Raw genomic sequence first — 16,518 nt, forward strand, 5'->3', positions numbered from 1 at the left:
GGCCCAGGCCGCGCGCGCCGAAGAGCTGGCCCTGTCGCCGGACGCCGCGATCAACGCCCGCGCCTCCCAGGCCGACCTGGAGAAGGCCGCCGCGCTGGATCCGTCGGCCAAGGCGCTCCTGACCAAGGCCGCCGAAGCCGGCGGCCTGACCGCGCGGGGCTGGACCCGCACGCTGCGCCTGGCCCGCACCATCGCCGACCTCGACGGCGGCGGCCCGGTGCTGCGCCGCCACGTGGCCGAGGCGCTGATCTACCGCCGCGCGGGCATGGAGGCGCCGCTGGGGGCGATGGCGGGGGCGGGGTGAGCGGCTTGAAGCTGGGCCTTATGGCGCCCACCTGCTGAACCAGCGTCGTTCGAGGGGGCTCCTGTGTCGCTGTTTCTGCTGGCCGCGATCGCGGTCGCGCTGGTGATGTTTTCTCAGACCGAAGCCGGCGAGGCTCTCGCGCGTCGCCTGGCCCGCCTGTCGACCGGGCACCTCGTCCTGGCGGCGGCCATGGTCGCCCTGGGCCTGGGTCTGTTCCTGGCCTTCGAGGGCGACGGCCTGCGTCTGTTCAGCTTCATCGCGCCCGAACTGACCGCCTGGTTCGCCATGTTCGACATCGCGCTCCTCGTCGATGTCGCCCTCGTCGCCGTCGCGGTCTTCGCCACCACCCGGTTCCGCGCCCTGCGCGACCACGCGGTCCTGGTGGCCCGGCGTATGATCTCGCGCCGGCGCGGCGACCGCAGCCGCTCGGCGAGGCCTCGGGTGCGTCGTCCGGCCGAGCCCGGCGCCGACGACCCCGACCCGGCTTGGGCCGGCTTCGCGCTCGCCGGGTGAGCCGCCCGATTCGCCCGTTCGGCGAACCCGCTTCGCGCTTGAGGGGACGTTAACGCGAACCATGCCAGCCTCCGGCGACGAGCGGGGGAGGAAAGCATGTCCGAAGAGGCGGCCGCCGAGCGGTTGAAGGCGCGGGAAGACTTCCTTCGTCTGATGAGCCACGAGATCCGCACGCCCCTGAACGGCGTGATCGGCATGCTGGGCCTCCTGGCCCGCACCAAGATGGACGGCGCCCAGCGGGCCTACCTGTCGGGGGCGCGCGAGAGCGCCGACCACCTGCTCTCCCTGGTCAACGACCTGCTGGACTTCGCCCGCATCGAGGCCGGCCGGCTGGAGCTGGAGGCCGCCCCGGTCGACGTCGAGCGGCTGGTCCAGAGCGTGGCCGAACTGCTGTCGCCCCGCGCGCACGAGAAGGGCCTGGAGCTGGCCTGGGCGGTCGACGTCGACGTGCCCGACGTGCTGGCCGACGACGGCCGCCTGCGCCAGATCCTGTTCAACCTGGCCGGCAACGCCGTGAAGTACACCGAGACCGGCGGGGCGCTGATCTCGGTCAAGCGGATGCCGGGCAAGGCGACGAAGAAGGCCAAGCTGCGCTTTTCCGTGCGCGACACCGGCCCCGGCGTGCCCGAGGCGGCGCGCGAGCGGGTGTTCGAGGAATACGGCCACGCCCAGCCCCAGCACGCTTGCCGCTACGACAGCGCGGGCCTCGGCCTGGCCGTGGTCAAGCGGCTGGTCGAGGCCATGGAGGGCGCCGTCGGCGTCTCCGCGGCGTCCGGCGGCGGCTCCGAATTCTGGTTCGAGGCCAGCTTCCCAGTGGTGGCGACCGAACCGCGCGAGACGCCGCTGGAGGGGCTGACCGTGGCCATCGCCTCGCCCTCGGCCCTGGTGCGCGAGGCGGCCGGCCGGCAGGTCGAGGCCGCCGGCGGGACCATCGCGGCCGCCCCGTCCATGGAGGCCGTGAGCGCGGCCCCCGACGCGGTGGTTCTGGTCGACCACGCCCTGGCCGTCGAGGCCGGCGCGCTAGTCCCCAGGCCGCGCGACCGCAAGGCCATCGTCCTGCTGCGTCCCGAGCAGCGCGACCTGATCGAGAAGTACCGGGGCGCCGGCTACTGCGGCTACCTGATCAAGCCGCTGCGCCGCTCGTCCCTGGCCGTGCGGGTGAAGGCGGCGCTGAGCGGCCAGGTGTCCTCCGCCGGCGGTCTCGCCCCGCTGGACGACGACCGCGTGGCGCCCGCCACCATCGCCGGCGTGCGCGTGCTGCTGGCCGAGGACAATCCGGTCAACGCCCTGCTGGTGCAGACCGTGCTGCGCCGCGAGGGCTGTACGGTCGAGCTGGCCGGCACCGGCCACGAGGTGCTGGACGCCATGACCCGCGCCCGCTTCGACCTGGTGCTGATGGACGTGCGCATGCCCGGCATGGACGGCATGGCCGCGACCCGGGCGCTTCGGGCCCGCGGCGAGGTCGCGCCGATCCTGGCGCTCACCGCCAACGCCTTCGAGGCCGACCGCAAGGCCTGCATCGAGGCCGGCATGAACGACTTCCTGACCAAGCCGATCGACCCGGCGACCCTGCGCCACGCCCTGGCCCGCTGGACGAACCGCGACATGCGGGTAAAGCTGGCGTCTTAAAGGCCGCGTCGGGGGCGGCCTAAGGCGAAGGGCGTCCCATGACCGAAATCACCGCCGAGGCCGCGCCGGCCAAGCCGCGCAAGCCAGGGATGGGCGACGTCTTCCGCGCGCTGGGACGGCCGAAGGTGGCCGTCATGCTGGCGCTGGGCTTCTCCTCGGGCCTGCCCTTCCTGCTCACCGCCGGCACGCTCGGCTACTGGCTGCGCGAGGAAGGCACGTCGCTGAAGGCGATCGGCTTCCTGTCCTGGGTCGGCCTGGCCTATTCGCTGAAATTCCTCTGGTCGCCGGTCGTCGACCGCCTCGACGCGCCCATCGTCGGCAAGATGCTGGGCCGCCGGCGCGGCTGGATGCTGATCGCGCAGCTGATGGTCGGCGCGGGCCTGATCGCCATGGCCACCATCACGCCGGGCGGGGGGCTGGGGCCCATGGCCATGGCCGCCGTGGTGGTCGCCTTCGCCTCGGCCACCCAGGACATCGTCGTCGACGCCTGGCGCATCGAGGCGGCCGAGAACAGCGAGGAGCTGGGCATGCTGTCCAGCGCCTACCAGCTGGGCTACCGGTTCGCGATCATCGTCTCCGACGCCCTGATCCTGATCATCGCCAACCACACCAGCTGGGCGATCTCCTACTACGTCATGGCCGCCTTCATGGCCGTGGGCGTGTTCGGCGTGCTGCGCGCGCCCGAGCCGGACGCCACGGCCCGGCCGACCGTCGAGCCCGGCGCCAAGCGCCTCAGCCGCCGCGAGTTCTGGCTCTACAACGCCTTCCTGGCCGTCGCCGGCCTTGTGCTGGTCGGCATGATCGAGCTGCTGCGGCTGCTGCGCGTGCTGTTGGTCGACCAGTGGGGCATCGAGGGCCTGGGCCTGAAGCTGGAGACCGCCCACGCGGGCCAGATGATCGCGCTCGCCCTGCTGATCGTGCCGCTGGTGCTGTTCGGCATCCGCCGCTGCCACGACCGCGGCAAGAGCGGCTGGTGGATGGCGCTGTTCTTCGTCCCCGTCGTCGGCCAGATCTGGTGGCTGATCGACCTCGGCCTGATGGGCTCGGCCAAGAGCGCCGAGCGCTTCGGCCAGCTGCCCGCGCCCATGCCGTGGCGGGGGGTGCTGTGGCGGACCTTCGAGCCGGGCCTGGGCCCGCTGGTCGCCTTCTTCAAGACCTACGGCTGGCTGGCCCTGCTGATGTTCGCCTTCATCACGCTCTACCGCCTGCCGGAGTTCGTGATGGGCCCGATGGCCACGCCGTTCTACAGCGACCTGGGCCTCGACAAGGACGTGGTCGGCGGCGTGCGCCTCAGCTTCGGCCTGGCCGGCTCGATCCTGGGCATCGCGGTGGGCGGCCTGCTGGTCGCCAAGCTGGGCTATCTGCGCGGCCTGATCGTCGGCGGCTTCTTCCAGGCCTTCGCCATCGCCGGCTTCGCCCTGCCGGCCATCTTCGGCGCGCACCCGGCCCTGTTCGCCGGCGTGATGATGTTCGACAACTTCGGCGTCTCGATCGCCGGGGTGGCGCTGGTCACCTACATGTCGACCCTGACCAGCATCGGCTACACCGCCACCCAGTACGCCCTGCTGAGCTCGGCCTACACCTTCGTGGGCAAGATCATGAAGGGCTTCTCCGGCCAGATGGTCGAGGGCCTGCAGGCCAGCGGCCACACCCTGATGCAGTCCTACGCCATCTTCTTCGTGGGCGCGGGCGTGATCGGCCTGCCGGCCATCCTGCTGTGCCTGTGGCTGACGGTGCTGAAGGAAAAGCGCGGAGAGGCGCAGGCCGCGGCGGCGTAAGTCGCCGGCCATCGGCGCAAAGAAAAAGGCGCGGCGGTCCCAGACCGCCGCGCCTTTGTCATTTCAGGCTCGCGCCGCGCTCAGGCTTCCGGCGGGGCGCCGGCGCCTTCCTCGTAGGCGGCGAAGGTGGCGGCGGTCAGGATCTGGCTGACCGAGGCCGACAGCGGCACGATCTGCACCGACCTCTCCAGGCCGATCAGCACCGGGCCGATCACGGTCGCGCCGCCGACCGCCTGCACCAGACGGGTGGCGATCGAGGCCGAGTGGATGGCCGGCATGACCAGCACGTTGGCCGGCGCGGTCAGGCGCTGGAACGGGTAGTTGGCCCACAGCTCCGGATCGAGCGCCACGTCCGGCGGCATGTCGCCCTCGTACTCGAAGTCGACGTCCTTGCGGCGGTCCATCATGCGCACCGCCTCGTGCACCCGCTCGCCGCGCGGCCCCTTCGGGTTGCCGAAGGTCGAGTAGGACATGAAGGCGACGCGCGGAGTGTGGCCGATCTGACGTACCGCGCGGGCCGCCTGCATGGCGATCTCGACCAGGTCGGCGCTGTCGGGCAGCTCGGTGATCGAGGTGTCGGCGATGAACAGGGTGCGGCCCTTGGCCAGCACGATCGACAGGCCGATCGGGCGGCCTACGGGGTCGAGCACCCGGCGCACGTCTTCCAGCGCCTGGTCGAAGTTGCGGGTGACCCCGGTGACCATGGCGTCGGCGTGGCCGCAGGCGACCATGGCGGCGGCGAAGCTGTTGCGGTCCAGGTTGATCAACCGTTGGACGTCGCGGCGCAGGTAACCGTCGCGCTGCAGCCGGCGGTACAGGTAGTCGACGTACTCGGCGTTGCGGTGCGACAGCCGGGCGTTGATGACCTCCAGGCCCAGCTCGTCGAAGCGCAGGCCGGCTTCCTCGCTGTTCTTGCGGATCAGCTCCTCGCGGCCGACCAGGATCGGCGTGCCCAGGCCTTGCGTGCGCAGGGCGTAGGCGGCGCGGATCACCGACGGCTCCTCGCCCTCGGCGAACACCACGCGCTTGTTCGGCGCGGAGACCACGGCGGCGGTGATCTGCTGCATCAGGCCGGCCGACGGATCGAGGCGACGCTTCAGGTGGGCCTTGTAGGCCTCCATGTCGTCGATCGGCTTGCGGGCCACGCCGGTCTTCACGGCGGCCTCGGCCACGAACGGCGGGATGTAGTAGATCAGCCGCGGGTCGAACGGGGTCGGGATGATGTATTCCGGCCCGAACTTCAGCTTGCGGCCCTGGTAGGCGGCGGCCACCTCGTCGGGCACGTCCTCGCGCGCCAGCTGGGCCAGGGCCCGGGCGGCGGCGATCTTCATCTCGTGGTTCACGCGACGGGCGCGCACGTCCAGCGCGCCGCGGAAGATGTAGGGGAAGCCCAGGACGTTGTTGACCTGGTTCGGATAGTCCGAGCGGCCGGTGGCCACGATGGCGTCGTCGCGGACCTCGCGGACCTCTTCCGGGGTGATCTCCGGATCGGGGTTGGCCATGGCGAAGATGACCGGCCGCGGGGCCATGGTCGCGACCATTTCCTTGGTCAGGGCGCCCTTGGCCGACAGGCCGATGAACACGTCGGCGCCGACCATGGCCTCGGCCAGGGTGCGGTGCGGGGTGTCGGTGGCGTGCACCGCCAGCCACTGGTTCATGCCCTCGGAACGGCCGCGATAGACCACGCCGTGCAGGTCCACGACCGTGGTGTTCTCGGGGCGGACGCCCATGGCCTTCATCAGGGCCAGGGACGACAGGCCCGCGGCGCCGGCGCCGCACAGCACCAGCTTCACGTCTTCAAGGCGGCGGCCGGTGATCTCGCAGGCGTTGATCAGGCCGGCCGACGAGATGATCGCCGTGCCGTGCTGGTCGTCGTGGAACACCGGGATGTCCAGCAGGTCCTGCAGCTGGCTCTCGATGACGAAGCACTCGGGGCTCTTCACGTCCTCGAGGTTGATGCCCCCGAAGGTCGCGCCGATGTTCTTCACCACGGTGACGAACTCGTCGGGGTCCTGGGTGGCCACTTCGATGTCGAAGGAGTCGATGTCGGCGAAGCGCTTGAACAGCACCGACTTGCCTTCCATCACCGGCTTGGCCGCCATGGCGCCCAGGTTGCCCAGGCCCAGAATGGCGGTGCCGTTGGTGATGACGGCGACCATGTTGCCCTTGGACGTATAGTCGTAGGCGGCGTCCGGATCGGCGGCGATCGCCCGAACCGGCACGGCCACGCCCGGCGAATAGGCCAGCGACAGGTCGCGCTGGGTCGCCATGGGCTTGGTCGGGGCCACCGCGATCTTCCCGGGCTGCGGGAGGCGGTGGAAGTTCAGGGCTTCTTCGTCCGTGAAGGTTCGCTTGTCGATCGGCATTCGCGCTACGTACGTCAAAATCGGCCGGCACCCTACCGGGCGGGCCTTAAGGAGCCAACAACGCTCGCCCCTGCGGGGTCACGAGTCGTCGGAAAGCTGCCCTTAGGACACCCGAATGCGGCGAGAAGATGCTTCGCCGGAGCGTTCGGACCCCCTATCTGGTTTCCATGCCCGAGCTACCCGAAGTCGAAACCGTCCGCCGCGGCCTGCAGCCTTCGCTGGAGGGCGCGCGCCTGACCCGCGTGGTCCAGCGCCGGCCGGACCTGCGCTTTCCCCTGCCGGAGCGCTTCGTCGAGCGGCTGACCGGGGCGACGGTGCTGGGGCTTCATCGCCGGGCCAAGTACCTGCTGGCCGAGCTGGACACCGGCGAGACCTGGATCACGCACCTAGGGATGACCGGCCGCTTCACCGTGGGGACGGTGACGCCGGGCGTTTTCGCCCACGCCGCGCCGGCCGACGAGAAGCACGAGCACCTGGTGTTCGAGACCGGGGCGGGGGCGCGCATCGGCTACGCCGACGCCCGGCGGTTCGGCTACATGGGCCTGATCGCGACCGCCGCGCTGGAGGACGACCCCTGGTTCCGCGGCCTCGGCCCCGAGCCGCTGGGCAACGCCTTCAGCGCCGCCTGGCTGGCCGAGGCCTTCGCCGGGAAGACCCAAAACGTGAAGGTCACTCTGCTGGACCAGCGGGTCGTGGCGGGCCTGGGCAACATCTACGTCTGCGAGGCCCTGCACCGCTCGCGCATCTCGCCGCTGACGCCCGCCGGCAAGATCAGCCGGGAGCGGCTGGAGCGCCTGGCCGTGGCCGTGCGCGAAGTGCTGGCCGAGGCGATCGAGGCCGGCGGCTCGACCCTGCGCGACTTCGCCAACGTCGAGGGCGACCTCGGCTATTTCCAGCACCGCTTCCGGGCCTACGGGCGCGAGGACGAGCCTTGCGTCACGCAAGGGTGTCGCGGCGTGGTGCGCCGGATCGTGCAGGCCGGGCGTTCAACCTTCTATTGCCCCGTGTGCCAACGCTGAGGCCGCTCCCGTGAGGTTCGCCGCCGTCCTGCTCGCCGCCCTTGTCGCCGCTTGCGGCCCCGCGGCGCAGGCCGAGCCGGCGATGTGGCGGATCAAGGACGCCGACGGGACGATCACCCTGTTCGGCTCGGTGCACCTGCTGCCGCCGGGCCTGGACTGGCGCTCGGCCCGGCTGGACCGGGCGCTGGCCTCCGCCGACGAAATCTGGACGGAGATCCCGCCCGCCCCCGTGTGGAACGGCGCCGCCGCGGCCGAGGCCGCGCGGCTGGGCGCCCTGCCGGCCGGGCAGAGCCTGATCGCGGAGCTGTCGCCGCAGGGACGCGAGCGCCTGGCGCGGCTGGCCAAGTCGCTGAACGTGCCGCTGGAGCAGCTGGACCGCATGGAGCCCTGGCTGGCGGAGATCGCCCTGGCCGTAGCCTTCCACCGCGCCCACGGGGCCATGCAGGACGCCGGCGTCGAGGCGGTGCTGGAGAAGACCGCGCCCGACGGCGTGCGCCGGCGCGCCTTCGAGACCGCCTCCGAGCAGATCGCCATGTTCGACGGCGCGCCCGCCGACGCCCAGCTGGCCTCGCTGGAGTACGTCCTCCGGGAGATGGATGACGACCCGGGCCTGTTCGACCGTCTGGTCCGCGACTGGGCGGCGGGCGACGTCTGCGCGGTGAAGCGTGAGGCGCTGGACCCGCTGCGCCGGGTCGCGCCGGCCCTCTACCAGCGGCTGATCGTGGAGCGGAACCGGCGCTGGGCCGACCAGCTGGCCGAGGTCGCCCGCGGCGGCGGCGACGTGGTCGTGGTGGTCGGGGCCGGCCACCTGGCCGGGCCGGACGGCCTGCCGGCCCTGCTGCGGGCGCGCGGGCTGAAGGTCGAGGGCCCCGCCGACCGCTGCTCTTGATCGGCGCGCGCGAACGCGCTTACGACGGCCGCGACCCATTGCAGCGGGAGCCCGCCATGACCGCCAGCTACGCCACCCTGATCGTCGAGAAGGAAGAGGGCTACGTCGTCGTCCGCCTGAACCGGCCCGAGGCGCTGAACGCCCTGAACAGCACCCTGCTGGGCGAACTGGGCCAGGCGCTCGACGCCTTCGAGACCGACCCCGACGTGCGCTGCGTGCTGCTGACCGGCTCTGAGAAGGCCTTCGCGGCGGGGGCCGACATCAAGGAGATGTCCTCGAAGTCCTATGCGGAGATGTTCACCGAGAACTTCTTCGCCGACGCGTCCGACCGCATCGCCCGCTTCCGCAAGCCGATCGTCGCGGCGGTCGCCGGCTACGCGCTGGGCGGCGGCTGCGAACTGGCCATGCTGTGCGACTTCATCATCGCCGCCGACAACGCCAGGTTCGGCCAGCCGGAGATCAACCTGGGCGTCGCGCCGGGCATCGGCGGCAGCCAGCGCCTGACCCGCCTGGTCGGCAAGTCCAAGGCCATGGACATGATCCTGACCGCCCGGATGATGGACGCCGCCGAGGCCGAGCGCGCGGGCCTGGCCAGCCGGGTCGTGCCGCTGGCCGACCTGATGACCGAGGCCAAGGCCGTCGCCGCCAAGATCGCCTCCCAGTCGACCCTGGCGCTGATGATGAACAAGGAAATGGTCAACGCCGCGCTGGAGACCACCCTGGCCCAGGGCGTCCAGTTCGAGCGGCGGCTGTTCCACTCCCTGTTCGCCTTCGAGGACCAGAAGGAGGGCATGGCCGCCTTCGTCGAGAAGCGGAAGCCCGCCTTCAAGGGGCGCTGATCGGAGGGGCGGCGGCCAGAGGCGCGTTGACTCTCGCTCCGCCCCTGCTATATCCGCGCCTCCTGAATTTCCCGCGCCGCGCCGGACGTTGTCGTGGCGCGTGCCCGTTTGAGGTTTGACGATGGCCAACAACCCCGGCGCCAAGAAGGCGATCCGCAAGATCGAACGCCGCACGGAAGTGAACAAGGCGCGCCGTTCGCGCGTCCGCACCTACCTGCGCAAGTTCGAAGAAGCGATCGCCGCCGGCGACGTGAAGGTGGCCACCACCGCCTTCGTCGAAGCCCAGTCGGAACTGATGCGCGCCGTGTCCAAGGGCGTGGTTCACCAGAACACCGGCTCGCGCAAGGTGTCGCGCCTGGCCGCTCGCCTGAAGAAGCTGGCCACCGCCGCCTGATGACGGGCGACCCGTTCCGGGTCGCCTGCGTCTGAAAATTCGGTGAAGCCGCGCTGGAAGCCCGCGCCCGGATCTGGGCGCGGCGTCGTTCAGCCGAGTCTTTCCGTAGAAAATCTGTATTTACAGGTATTTCGAGGTCGAACGAGCGCGTCTCGTTCGGCCTTTTTTCGTGTCTTCAAGAACTCGTAAATAATCATGTTCATTGAACATGTTCGTGAAAATTCGGTTTCTCCTGACGGGCGAGGGACTTATCCGAGTCAACGAAATTATCAGCCGTATGCGGCAAGAATCTTCGTTGACCCCCCGGGCTCGCTGGCTACTTTAAAACCCAACAAGGCATTCATCCCGTCACGGATGAATGACCGGCGGACCGGGGCGTTCCGCAAATAAGAACATATTGTTTTGGTTCGATTTTCAGGCAGGGCGCAATGCGTCCTGTCGACGGTCGAGCCTTGGTCGGGGGTCGGGCTGGTTATGGCTGTGAGGCTTGAGGCGGTGACGCCTGCTGAAACGGTGTGGACGAAGGTCGCCGCCGCCCTCCGGGGCGAGCTCGGCGAAGGCGCGTTCAACTCCTACGTGGCGCCGTCGGCGGTGCGTGAGGGGTATGCGGGCGCCGTTTGCCTTGTGACCCCCACCGCCTATGCGCGTGATTGGGTTCGTCGTAACGCGCTGCGTCGCGTGGCGGAGCTGTGGCGTCAGCATGATCCGGACGGCCGTCAGCTGGACGTGAAGTCGCGCGTCGAGTTCGAGGCGGAAACCGCTCCGGCCGCCGGCGCCGCTCCGGCCGCGCCGGTCGAAGCTCCGAAGCCGGCCCAGTCGGCCACCGTGATCCCGATCACCGACGGTCCGCGCGCCGTGCGCGCCGCCGGTCTGCAGGAACGGCTGACCTTCGACACCTTCGTGCCGGGCCGGGGCAACGACTTCGCCCACGCCATGGCGCGCCAGGTGGCGACCTGGGTCGACGGCCACTTCAACCCGGTCTTCTTCCACGGCCCGTACGGCTACGGCAAAACCCACCTGCTGAACGCCATCGCCTGGGAGGCCCAGCGCCTGCGCCCGGACGCCAAGGTCATCTACCTGACCGCCGAGCGCTTCCTGTCGACCTTCGTCAAGGCGGTGATGGACCGCGCCACCGCCGCCTTCAAGGAAGAGCTGCGCGGGGCCGACCTGCTGCTGATCGACGACGTGCACTTCATCGGCGGCAAGCCCTCCTCGCAGGAGGAGCTGTTCCACACCCTGACCGCGCTGGTCGAAGACGGCCGCCGCGTCGTGCTGTCGGGCGACCGTCCGCCGTCGGCCATGGTCGAGGTCGAGCCGCGCCTGCGCTCGCACCTGGGCGCCGGCCTGGTCTGCGCCATAGAGCCGGCCGACAAGCCGCTGCGCCTGGGCGTGGTCGAGCGCAAGTTCGAGGCCCTGGCCGGTCGCCAGATCGTCGACCTGCCGGCCCGCGCTGACGTGGTCGAGTTCCTGGCCGACCGCGTGCCGGGCTCGATCCGCGAGTTGGAAGGGGCGATAAACACCCTGGCCGCCGGCGCCGGCTCGCGCCTGTCGCGCCTGACGGTCGAGGAGGCCCAGGGCCTCCTGCAGCCGAACCTGCGCGGCGGCGTCGAGCGTCGGATCACCGTCGACGAGATCCAGAAGACCACGGCCGAGCACTTCGGCCTGAAGCAGGCCGACCTGCTGTCGGAGCGCCGCACCCGCGCGGTCGCCCGCCCGCGCCAGGTGGCCATGTATCTGTGCAAGCAGCACACCACCCGCTCCTACCCGGACATCGGCCGGCGCTTCGGCGGTCGGGACCACACCACGGTCCTGCACGCGGTGAAGAAGATCGAGGAGCTGATGGGCAAGGACGAGCAGATCGCGCGCGACGTCGAGACCCTGTCGCGCAAGCTGCGCGGCTGACACCGGGCGCACCGCAAGACAACGGGCCGGAGCGGCGACGCTCCGGCCCTTTTTCGTTTCGTCGCCAAGGGGAATCCGCCGGGCCGGGGCTTCCCTGCGGCGACATTTTGGCTACTAATCGCAGCCCTTTCTTTTTCGGCCGCCGGATTCGGGGGGCGGCCCTGGGGCAAGTCGAGATGCAGTTGACGATCGAGCGCGCGGCGCTCCTGAAGGCCCTCGGTCACGTCCAGAACGTGGTGGAGCGTCGCAACACCATTCCGATCCTGTCCAACGTCCTGCTGCAGGCCGGCCGCAACGGCGTGTCCTTCGCCGCCACCGATCTCGACATGGAGATCCTCGACGAAGCCGACGCCATGGTCGACGCCGAGGGCCAGATCACCGCGCCGGCGCACACCCTGTACGAGATCGTGCGCAAGCTGCCGGACGGCGCCGACGTCCAGCTCAGCTTCACCGGCGACGACCCGCGCCTGACCATCTCGGCCGGCCGCTCGCGCTTCAACCTGCCGGTCCTGCCGGCGGGCGACTTCCCGGTCATGTCCTCGGAAAGCGCCGGCGTGCGCTACACCATCCTGAAGGAAGACCTGGCCCGGCTGATCGACAAGACCCGCTTCGCCGTCTCCACCGAAGAGACCCGCTACTACCTGAACGGCCTCTACCTCCACACGGTGGTCGAGAACGGCCAGCCGAAGCTGCGCGCCGTGGCCACCGACGGCCACCGCCTGGCCCTGGCCGAAATGCCGGCGCCGGAAGGCGCGGTCGGCGGCCCCGGCGTGATCATCCCGCGCAAGACCGTGGACCAGGTCCGCCGCCTGCTCGACGACGGCTCGGGCCCGGTCGAGATCCAGGTGTCGCAGGCCAAGGTGCGCTTCGAGTTCGGCCGCGCCGCCCTGACCTCCAAGGTCATCGACGGCTCCTTCCCCGACTACATGCGCGTCATTCCGCAGAACAACGAGAAGATCGCCATCGTCGACAACGTCCTGTTCGCCAAGGCGGTGGACCGGGTGGCGACCATCTCGGCCGAGAAGTCGCGCTCGGTGAAGCTGGCGGTCGAGCCCGGCAAGGTCGTGCTGACCGTGCGCAACATGGAAGCCGGCCAGGCCGTGGAAGAAGTCGAGATGGACTACGACCACGAGCCGTTCGAGATCGGCTTCAACGCCCGCTACCTGCTGGACGTGGCCGGCCAGATCACCGGCGAGAACGCCGAGCTGCGCTTCGCCGACCCGGCCTCGCCGACGCTGGTGATCGACCCGGTCGATCAGGGCGTCCAGTACGTGCTGATGCCGCTGCGGGTCTGATCCAAGGGCCGGGGGGCTGAGCTGGATGATCGAACTCCCGCAGATCGCCGAACCGGTGCTGGGGGAGGTCGTCCCTTGGCTGCCTCCCCACCGCTGGGGACCGGCGCTCCTGGCCGTCGGTCTGATCTGGACCATTTGGGCGCACTGGCCGGAACGTAAGCCGCACCAGTTTGTCGCCCGACGCGGGCGGGCGATGACCGGGGCGGAGTCGCGCCGCTTCATCGCCGCCGTTCAGCGCGTGAACGCGCCGCTCGACGCGGCGCTGCGGCGGCTGGGGCTGGACGTGGACTCCCACGTCGCGAGCGCCCTGCGTGCGGCGTACCGGCCGCTGGATCTCCATCCGGTCACCGGCCGGGCGTTGGACCTGGCGCTCAAGGGCCGCGCCCGAGCGGGGGCCCGTCGGCTCGCGAAGCTGGCGGCCAAGGTTTCCGGGAGGCTCGGCGCTCGGGATGTCGCCTCGCTCTACGCCCAGGCTGCGGTGCTGGCCCTGATCGAGGACGAGGCCATGGCGCTCGACCTCTACCGCAAGGGCGAGCGGATCGCGCCTGACGATCTCGGCCTGTTGCACCCGCTGGGGTGGCTGGCGCTGCGGCACGGCGCCCTCGAGGAAGCCGTCAAGATCAACGCCCGCGCCGTCGAGCGCCACGAGGCCCTGGCGCCGGCCCTCGAACGCGATGGGTCGCTTGACCCACGGGATGGATGGGCGGCGATCCGCTCCAACGAGGCCGGACAGGCGGAAGCCGCCGCCCGGTTGCAGGAGGCGCGGACCCGGCTTTCGGCGTGAATGGATTTGAGCCCTGGCCGGGCTGTGCTTAGCTGGCGCCCAATCAATTCGGGGGTCGCCTTCATGCGCCGTACAGCCGCGTCCGTCGCCGTTCTTCTGTTCTGCCTCGCCGGGGCCGCCAGCGCCGAGCCGGCCGCGGTCCAGCGCCGCGAGGTGGGCAATCAGATCCTGGAGAACGTCCCGGACGCGCCGGCCGAGGTGCGCGAAGGCCTGCGCCGTTATCAGAACGCCCGCGGCGCCTCCTTCCAGGACTGGCTGCCGGACGGCTCCATGCTGGTCACCACCCGTTTCGGCTCGACCAACCAGCTGCACCGGGTGGTCACGCCGGGCGCGGACCGCACCCAGCTGACCTTCTTCGACGAGCCGGTCGCCGGCGCGCAGACCGTGCCGGGCTCCGACCGCTTCGTCTTCACCAAGGACAAGGGCGGCGACGAGTGGTTCCAGCTGCACCTGGCGGGCCTGGACGGCCGCGACGTCGCCCTGACCGAGGCCGGCACGCGCAACCAGGGCCTGGTGTTCTCGCCCGACCACAGGACCGCGATCTGGTCGCGCCAGGTGAAGGGCTCGGCCAATTCCGACATCGTCGCCGTCGACCTCGCCGCGCCGGCCGCGCCGCGGGTGCTGTTCAAGGGCGAAGGCCAGGTGCAGCCGCTGGACGTCTCGCCGGACGGCAGGACGGTGCTGCTGGGCCGCTACTTCTCGGCCGCGGAGTCCAAGCGCTACCTGCTGGACCTGAGCACCGGCGTGGCGAAGGAGCTGGCCGCCTCCAAGGACAAGATCGCCTGGGAGGGCGGCGTCTTCACGCCGGACGGCAAGAGCGTGCTGATGCTGTCCGACCGCGGCTCGGACGTGAAGCGGCTGGTGCGGCTGGATCTCGCGACGGCCAAGGAGACCGTGCTGACGCCCGACCTGAAGTGGGGCGTGGAGAGCTTCGACCTGTCCGAGGACGGGGGCCTGCTGGCCTACGCCGTGAACGAGGACGGCTATTCGAAGGTGTCGATCCTCGACCTGCGCACCGGCCGCGCCCTGGCCCAGCCGCAACTGCCGACCGGCGTGATCGGCGGGCTCGAGTTCTCGCCGGACGGCGGCAAGCTGGCCATCGGCCTGTCGACGCCCTCGACCTACGGCGACGTCTGGTCGTGGGACGTGGCGGCCGCCCGGCTGGACCGCTGGACCAACTCGGAGCTGGGCGGCCTGGACGCCGCCCGACTGGTCGAGCCGCAGCTGGCGCGCTTCAAGTCGTTCGACGGCCTGTCGGTGCCGGCCTTCGTCTACAAGCCCAAGGGCGCGACCGGTAAGCTGCCGGTGATCATCGACATCCACGGCGGCCCGGAAAGCCAGACCCGCCCGGGCTTCAACGCCGGCGCCCAGTATTTCGCCGGCGAGCTGGGCGTGGCGGTGATCCAGCCCAACGTCCGCGGCTCGGACGGCTACGGCAAGACCTACCTCAGCCTCGACAACGCCGAGAAGCGCGAGGACTCGGTCAAGGACATCGGCGCCCTGCTGGACTGGGTCAAAACCCAGCCCGACCTCGATCCGGAGCGGGTGGTGGTCTACGGCCAGTCCTACGGCGGCTATATGAGCCTGGCGGTGATGACCCACTATTCCGACCGCCTGGCCGGCGGCGTGGAGCGCTACGGCATCTCCAACTTCGTCTCCTTCCTGGAGAACACCGAGGCCTACCGCCGCGACCTGCGCCGGGTGGAGTACGGCGACGAGCGCGACGCCAAGATGCGCGCGGTGTTCGAGAAGATCTCGCCGCTGAAGAACGTCGCGAAGATCACCAAGCCGATGCTGGTCATGCAGGGCTCCAACGACCCGCGCGTGCCGCAGTCGGAGTCCGACCAGGTGGTCCGCGAGCTGCGCGCCAACGGCGTGGACACCTGGTACGTGGTGTTCAAGGACGAGGGCCACGGCTTCCTGAAGAAGGCCAACAACGACCGCCGCCGCGAGGCCGAGGCGCTGTTCCTGCAGAAGGTGCTGGGGTTGGGCGCCAAGTAAGGGCGCCCTTCTCCCGCAAGGGGAGAAGGGAAGTCTGCGCTGGCGCGCAGCGCCTGCCGTGCTACGCAGGGCGCGTTCCGATGCGCTCCTCGATCTCCCGTCTCGCCCTGACCGACTTCCGGTCCTACGACCGCGCCGAGCTCGCGCCCGGCGGGGCGAGCGTGTTCCTGTTCGGGCCGAACGGGGCGGGCAAGACCAACCTGCTCGAGGCGGTCAGCTTCCTCACCCCCGGGCGGGGCCTGCGCAACGCCGCCGTGGTCGAGGTCGGCCGCCGCGCGCCGGACGAGCGCACCGGCCGGGCCTGGAGCGTCACCGCCGAGGTCGAGCTGGACGGCGAGCCCTCCCGCCTGGGCACTGGCGTCGAGACCCCGACGGCGGCGCGCCGCACCGTGCGGCTGGAAGGCGAGACGGTCGCGCCGGGGCGGCTGCTGGACCTGGTCCGCCCGGTCTGGCTGACCCCGGCCCAGGACCGGCTGTTCCTGGAGGGGCGCTCGGACCGGCTGAAGTTCTACGACCGGCTGGTGTTCGCCGACGACGCGGGCCACGCCGCCGCCGTCGCGACCTACGAGAAGGCGCTTCGCGAACGCACCCGCTTGCTGGTCGACGGCCCGGCCGATCCGGCCTGGCTGACCGCGCTGGAGGCCCGCCTGGGCGAGGCCGGCGCGCGCATGGCGTCGGCCCGCGCGGCGACCCTGGCCGCCCTGCAAGCCGAGATCGACGCCCGCACCGACCGGCCGTTCCCGCAGGCCGCGCTGTCGCTGTCCGGTCCGTTCGAGCAGGCCGCCGCGGCCGGCGCGAGCTACGA

At 70.7% G+C, this 16,518-nt stretch carries 13 protein-coding genes and 1 pseudogene; 13 read left to right on the top strand and 1 reads right to left on the bottom strand.

All coding sequences use genetic code 11. From position 1 onward, the window contains the following. The 4 genes and pseudogenes from G3573_RS12105 to G3573_RS12120 form a co-directional block, all read left to right on the top strand. A pseudogene (locus G3573_RS12105) lies at nucleotides 1-304 on the top strand (ATP-binding protein); the annotation flags it as partial. Between the two features lie 63 nt (nucleotides 305-367). Beyond that, nucleotides 368-817 (top strand): hypothetical protein, encoded by a 450-nt coding sequence (locus tag G3573_RS12110; RefSeq protein ID WP_163261342.1) that lies wholly within the window; start codon nucleotides 368-370, stop codon nucleotides 815-817. 96 nt (nucleotides 818-913) lie between these two features. Further along, nucleotides 914-2,446 (top strand): response regulator, encoded by a 1,533-nt coding sequence (locus tag G3573_RS12115; RefSeq protein ID WP_163261343.1) that lies wholly within the window; start codon nucleotides 914-916, stop codon nucleotides 2,444-2,446. Between the two features lie 38 nt (nucleotides 2,447-2,484). Next, a complete protein-coding gene (locus tag G3573_RS12120; RefSeq protein WP_163261344.1) occupies nucleotides 2,485-4,224 on the top strand; it encodes an MFS transporter in 1,740 nt (579 codons plus the stop codon). Nucleotides 4,225-4,304: 80 nt separating this feature from the next. Here G3573_RS12120 and G3573_RS12125 read toward each other — a convergent pair whose 3' ends face one another. Continuing rightward, nucleotides 4,305-6,590: an NADP-dependent malic enzyme gene (locus G3573_RS12125; RefSeq protein WP_163261345.1), complete on the bottom strand. Its 2,286-nt coding sequence runs from the start codon at nucleotides 6,588-6,590 to the stop codon at nucleotides 4,305-4,307. Nucleotides 6,591-6,757: 167 nt separating this feature from the next. On the opposite strand from G3573_RS12125, the gene mutM reads away from it, so the two are divergent. The 9 genes from mutM to G3573_RS12170 all read left to right on the top strand — a co-directional run. Then, entirely contained in the window at nucleotides 6,758-7,609 is an 852-nt protein-coding gene (gene mutM, locus G3573_RS12130; RefSeq protein ID WP_163261346.1) for a bifunctional DNA-formamidopyrimidine glycosylase/DNA-(apurinic or apyrimidinic site) lyase, read from the top strand. A gap of 10 nt (nucleotides 7,610-7,619) precedes the next feature. Continuing rightward, on the top strand, nucleotides 7,620-8,498 hold the full coding sequence (locus tag G3573_RS12135; protein WP_163261347.1) for a TraB/GumN family protein: 879 nt from the start codon (nucleotides 7,620-7,622) through the stop codon (nucleotides 8,496-8,498). 56 nt (nucleotides 8,499-8,554) lie between these two features. Beyond that, nucleotides 8,555-9,337 carry an enoyl-CoA hydratase gene (locus tag G3573_RS12140; protein WP_163261348.1) on the top strand — a complete coding sequence of 261 codons (783 nt, stop codon included), beginning with the start codon at nucleotides 8,555-8,557 and terminating at the stop codon, nucleotides 9,335-9,337. 121 nt (nucleotides 9,338-9,458) lie between these two features. Next, nucleotides 9,459-9,731 (top strand): 30S ribosomal protein S20, encoded by a 273-nt coding sequence (gene rpsT / locus G3573_RS12145; RefSeq protein ID WP_163261349.1) that lies wholly within the window; start codon nucleotides 9,459-9,461, stop codon nucleotides 9,729-9,731. A 474-nt stretch (nucleotides 9,732-10,205) separates the two neighbouring features. Then, complete coding sequence (dnaA, locus tag G3573_RS12150) at nucleotides 10,206-11,633, top strand: chromosomal replication initiator protein DnaA (RefSeq protein WP_163261350.1); 1,428 nt, start codon at nucleotides 10,206-10,208, stop codon at nucleotides 11,631-11,633. A 176-nt stretch (nucleotides 11,634-11,809) separates the two neighbouring features. Next, the gene (gene dnaN / locus G3573_RS12155; protein WP_163261351.1) at nucleotides 11,810-12,928 is read left to right on the top strand and encodes a DNA polymerase III subunit beta; all 1,119 of its coding nucleotides are present in this window, start codon (nucleotides 11,810-11,812) and stop codon (nucleotides 12,926-12,928) included. Between the two features lie 25 nt (nucleotides 12,929-12,953). Next, a complete protein-coding gene (locus G3573_RS12160) occupies nucleotides 12,954-13,712 on the top strand; it encodes a hypothetical protein (protein ID WP_163261352.1) in 759 nt (252 codons plus the stop codon). Between the two features lie 63 nt (nucleotides 13,713-13,775). Continuing rightward, nucleotides 13,776-15,713 (top strand): S9 family peptidase, encoded by a 1,938-nt coding sequence (locus tag G3573_RS12165; RefSeq protein ID WP_163261353.1) that lies wholly within the window; start codon nucleotides 13,776-13,778, stop codon nucleotides 15,711-15,713. 80 nt (nucleotides 15,714-15,793) lie between these two features. Next, nucleotides 15,794-16,518: AAA family ATPase (locus G3573_RS12170; RefSeq protein WP_163261354.1), on the top strand; the 725-nt coding region annotated here is incomplete at its 3' end.

Source organism: Caulobacter sp. 17J65-9, assembly GCF_010975005.1.
Classification (GTDB): domain Bacteria; phylum Pseudomonadota; class Alphaproteobacteria; order Caulobacterales; family Caulobacteraceae; genus 17J80-11.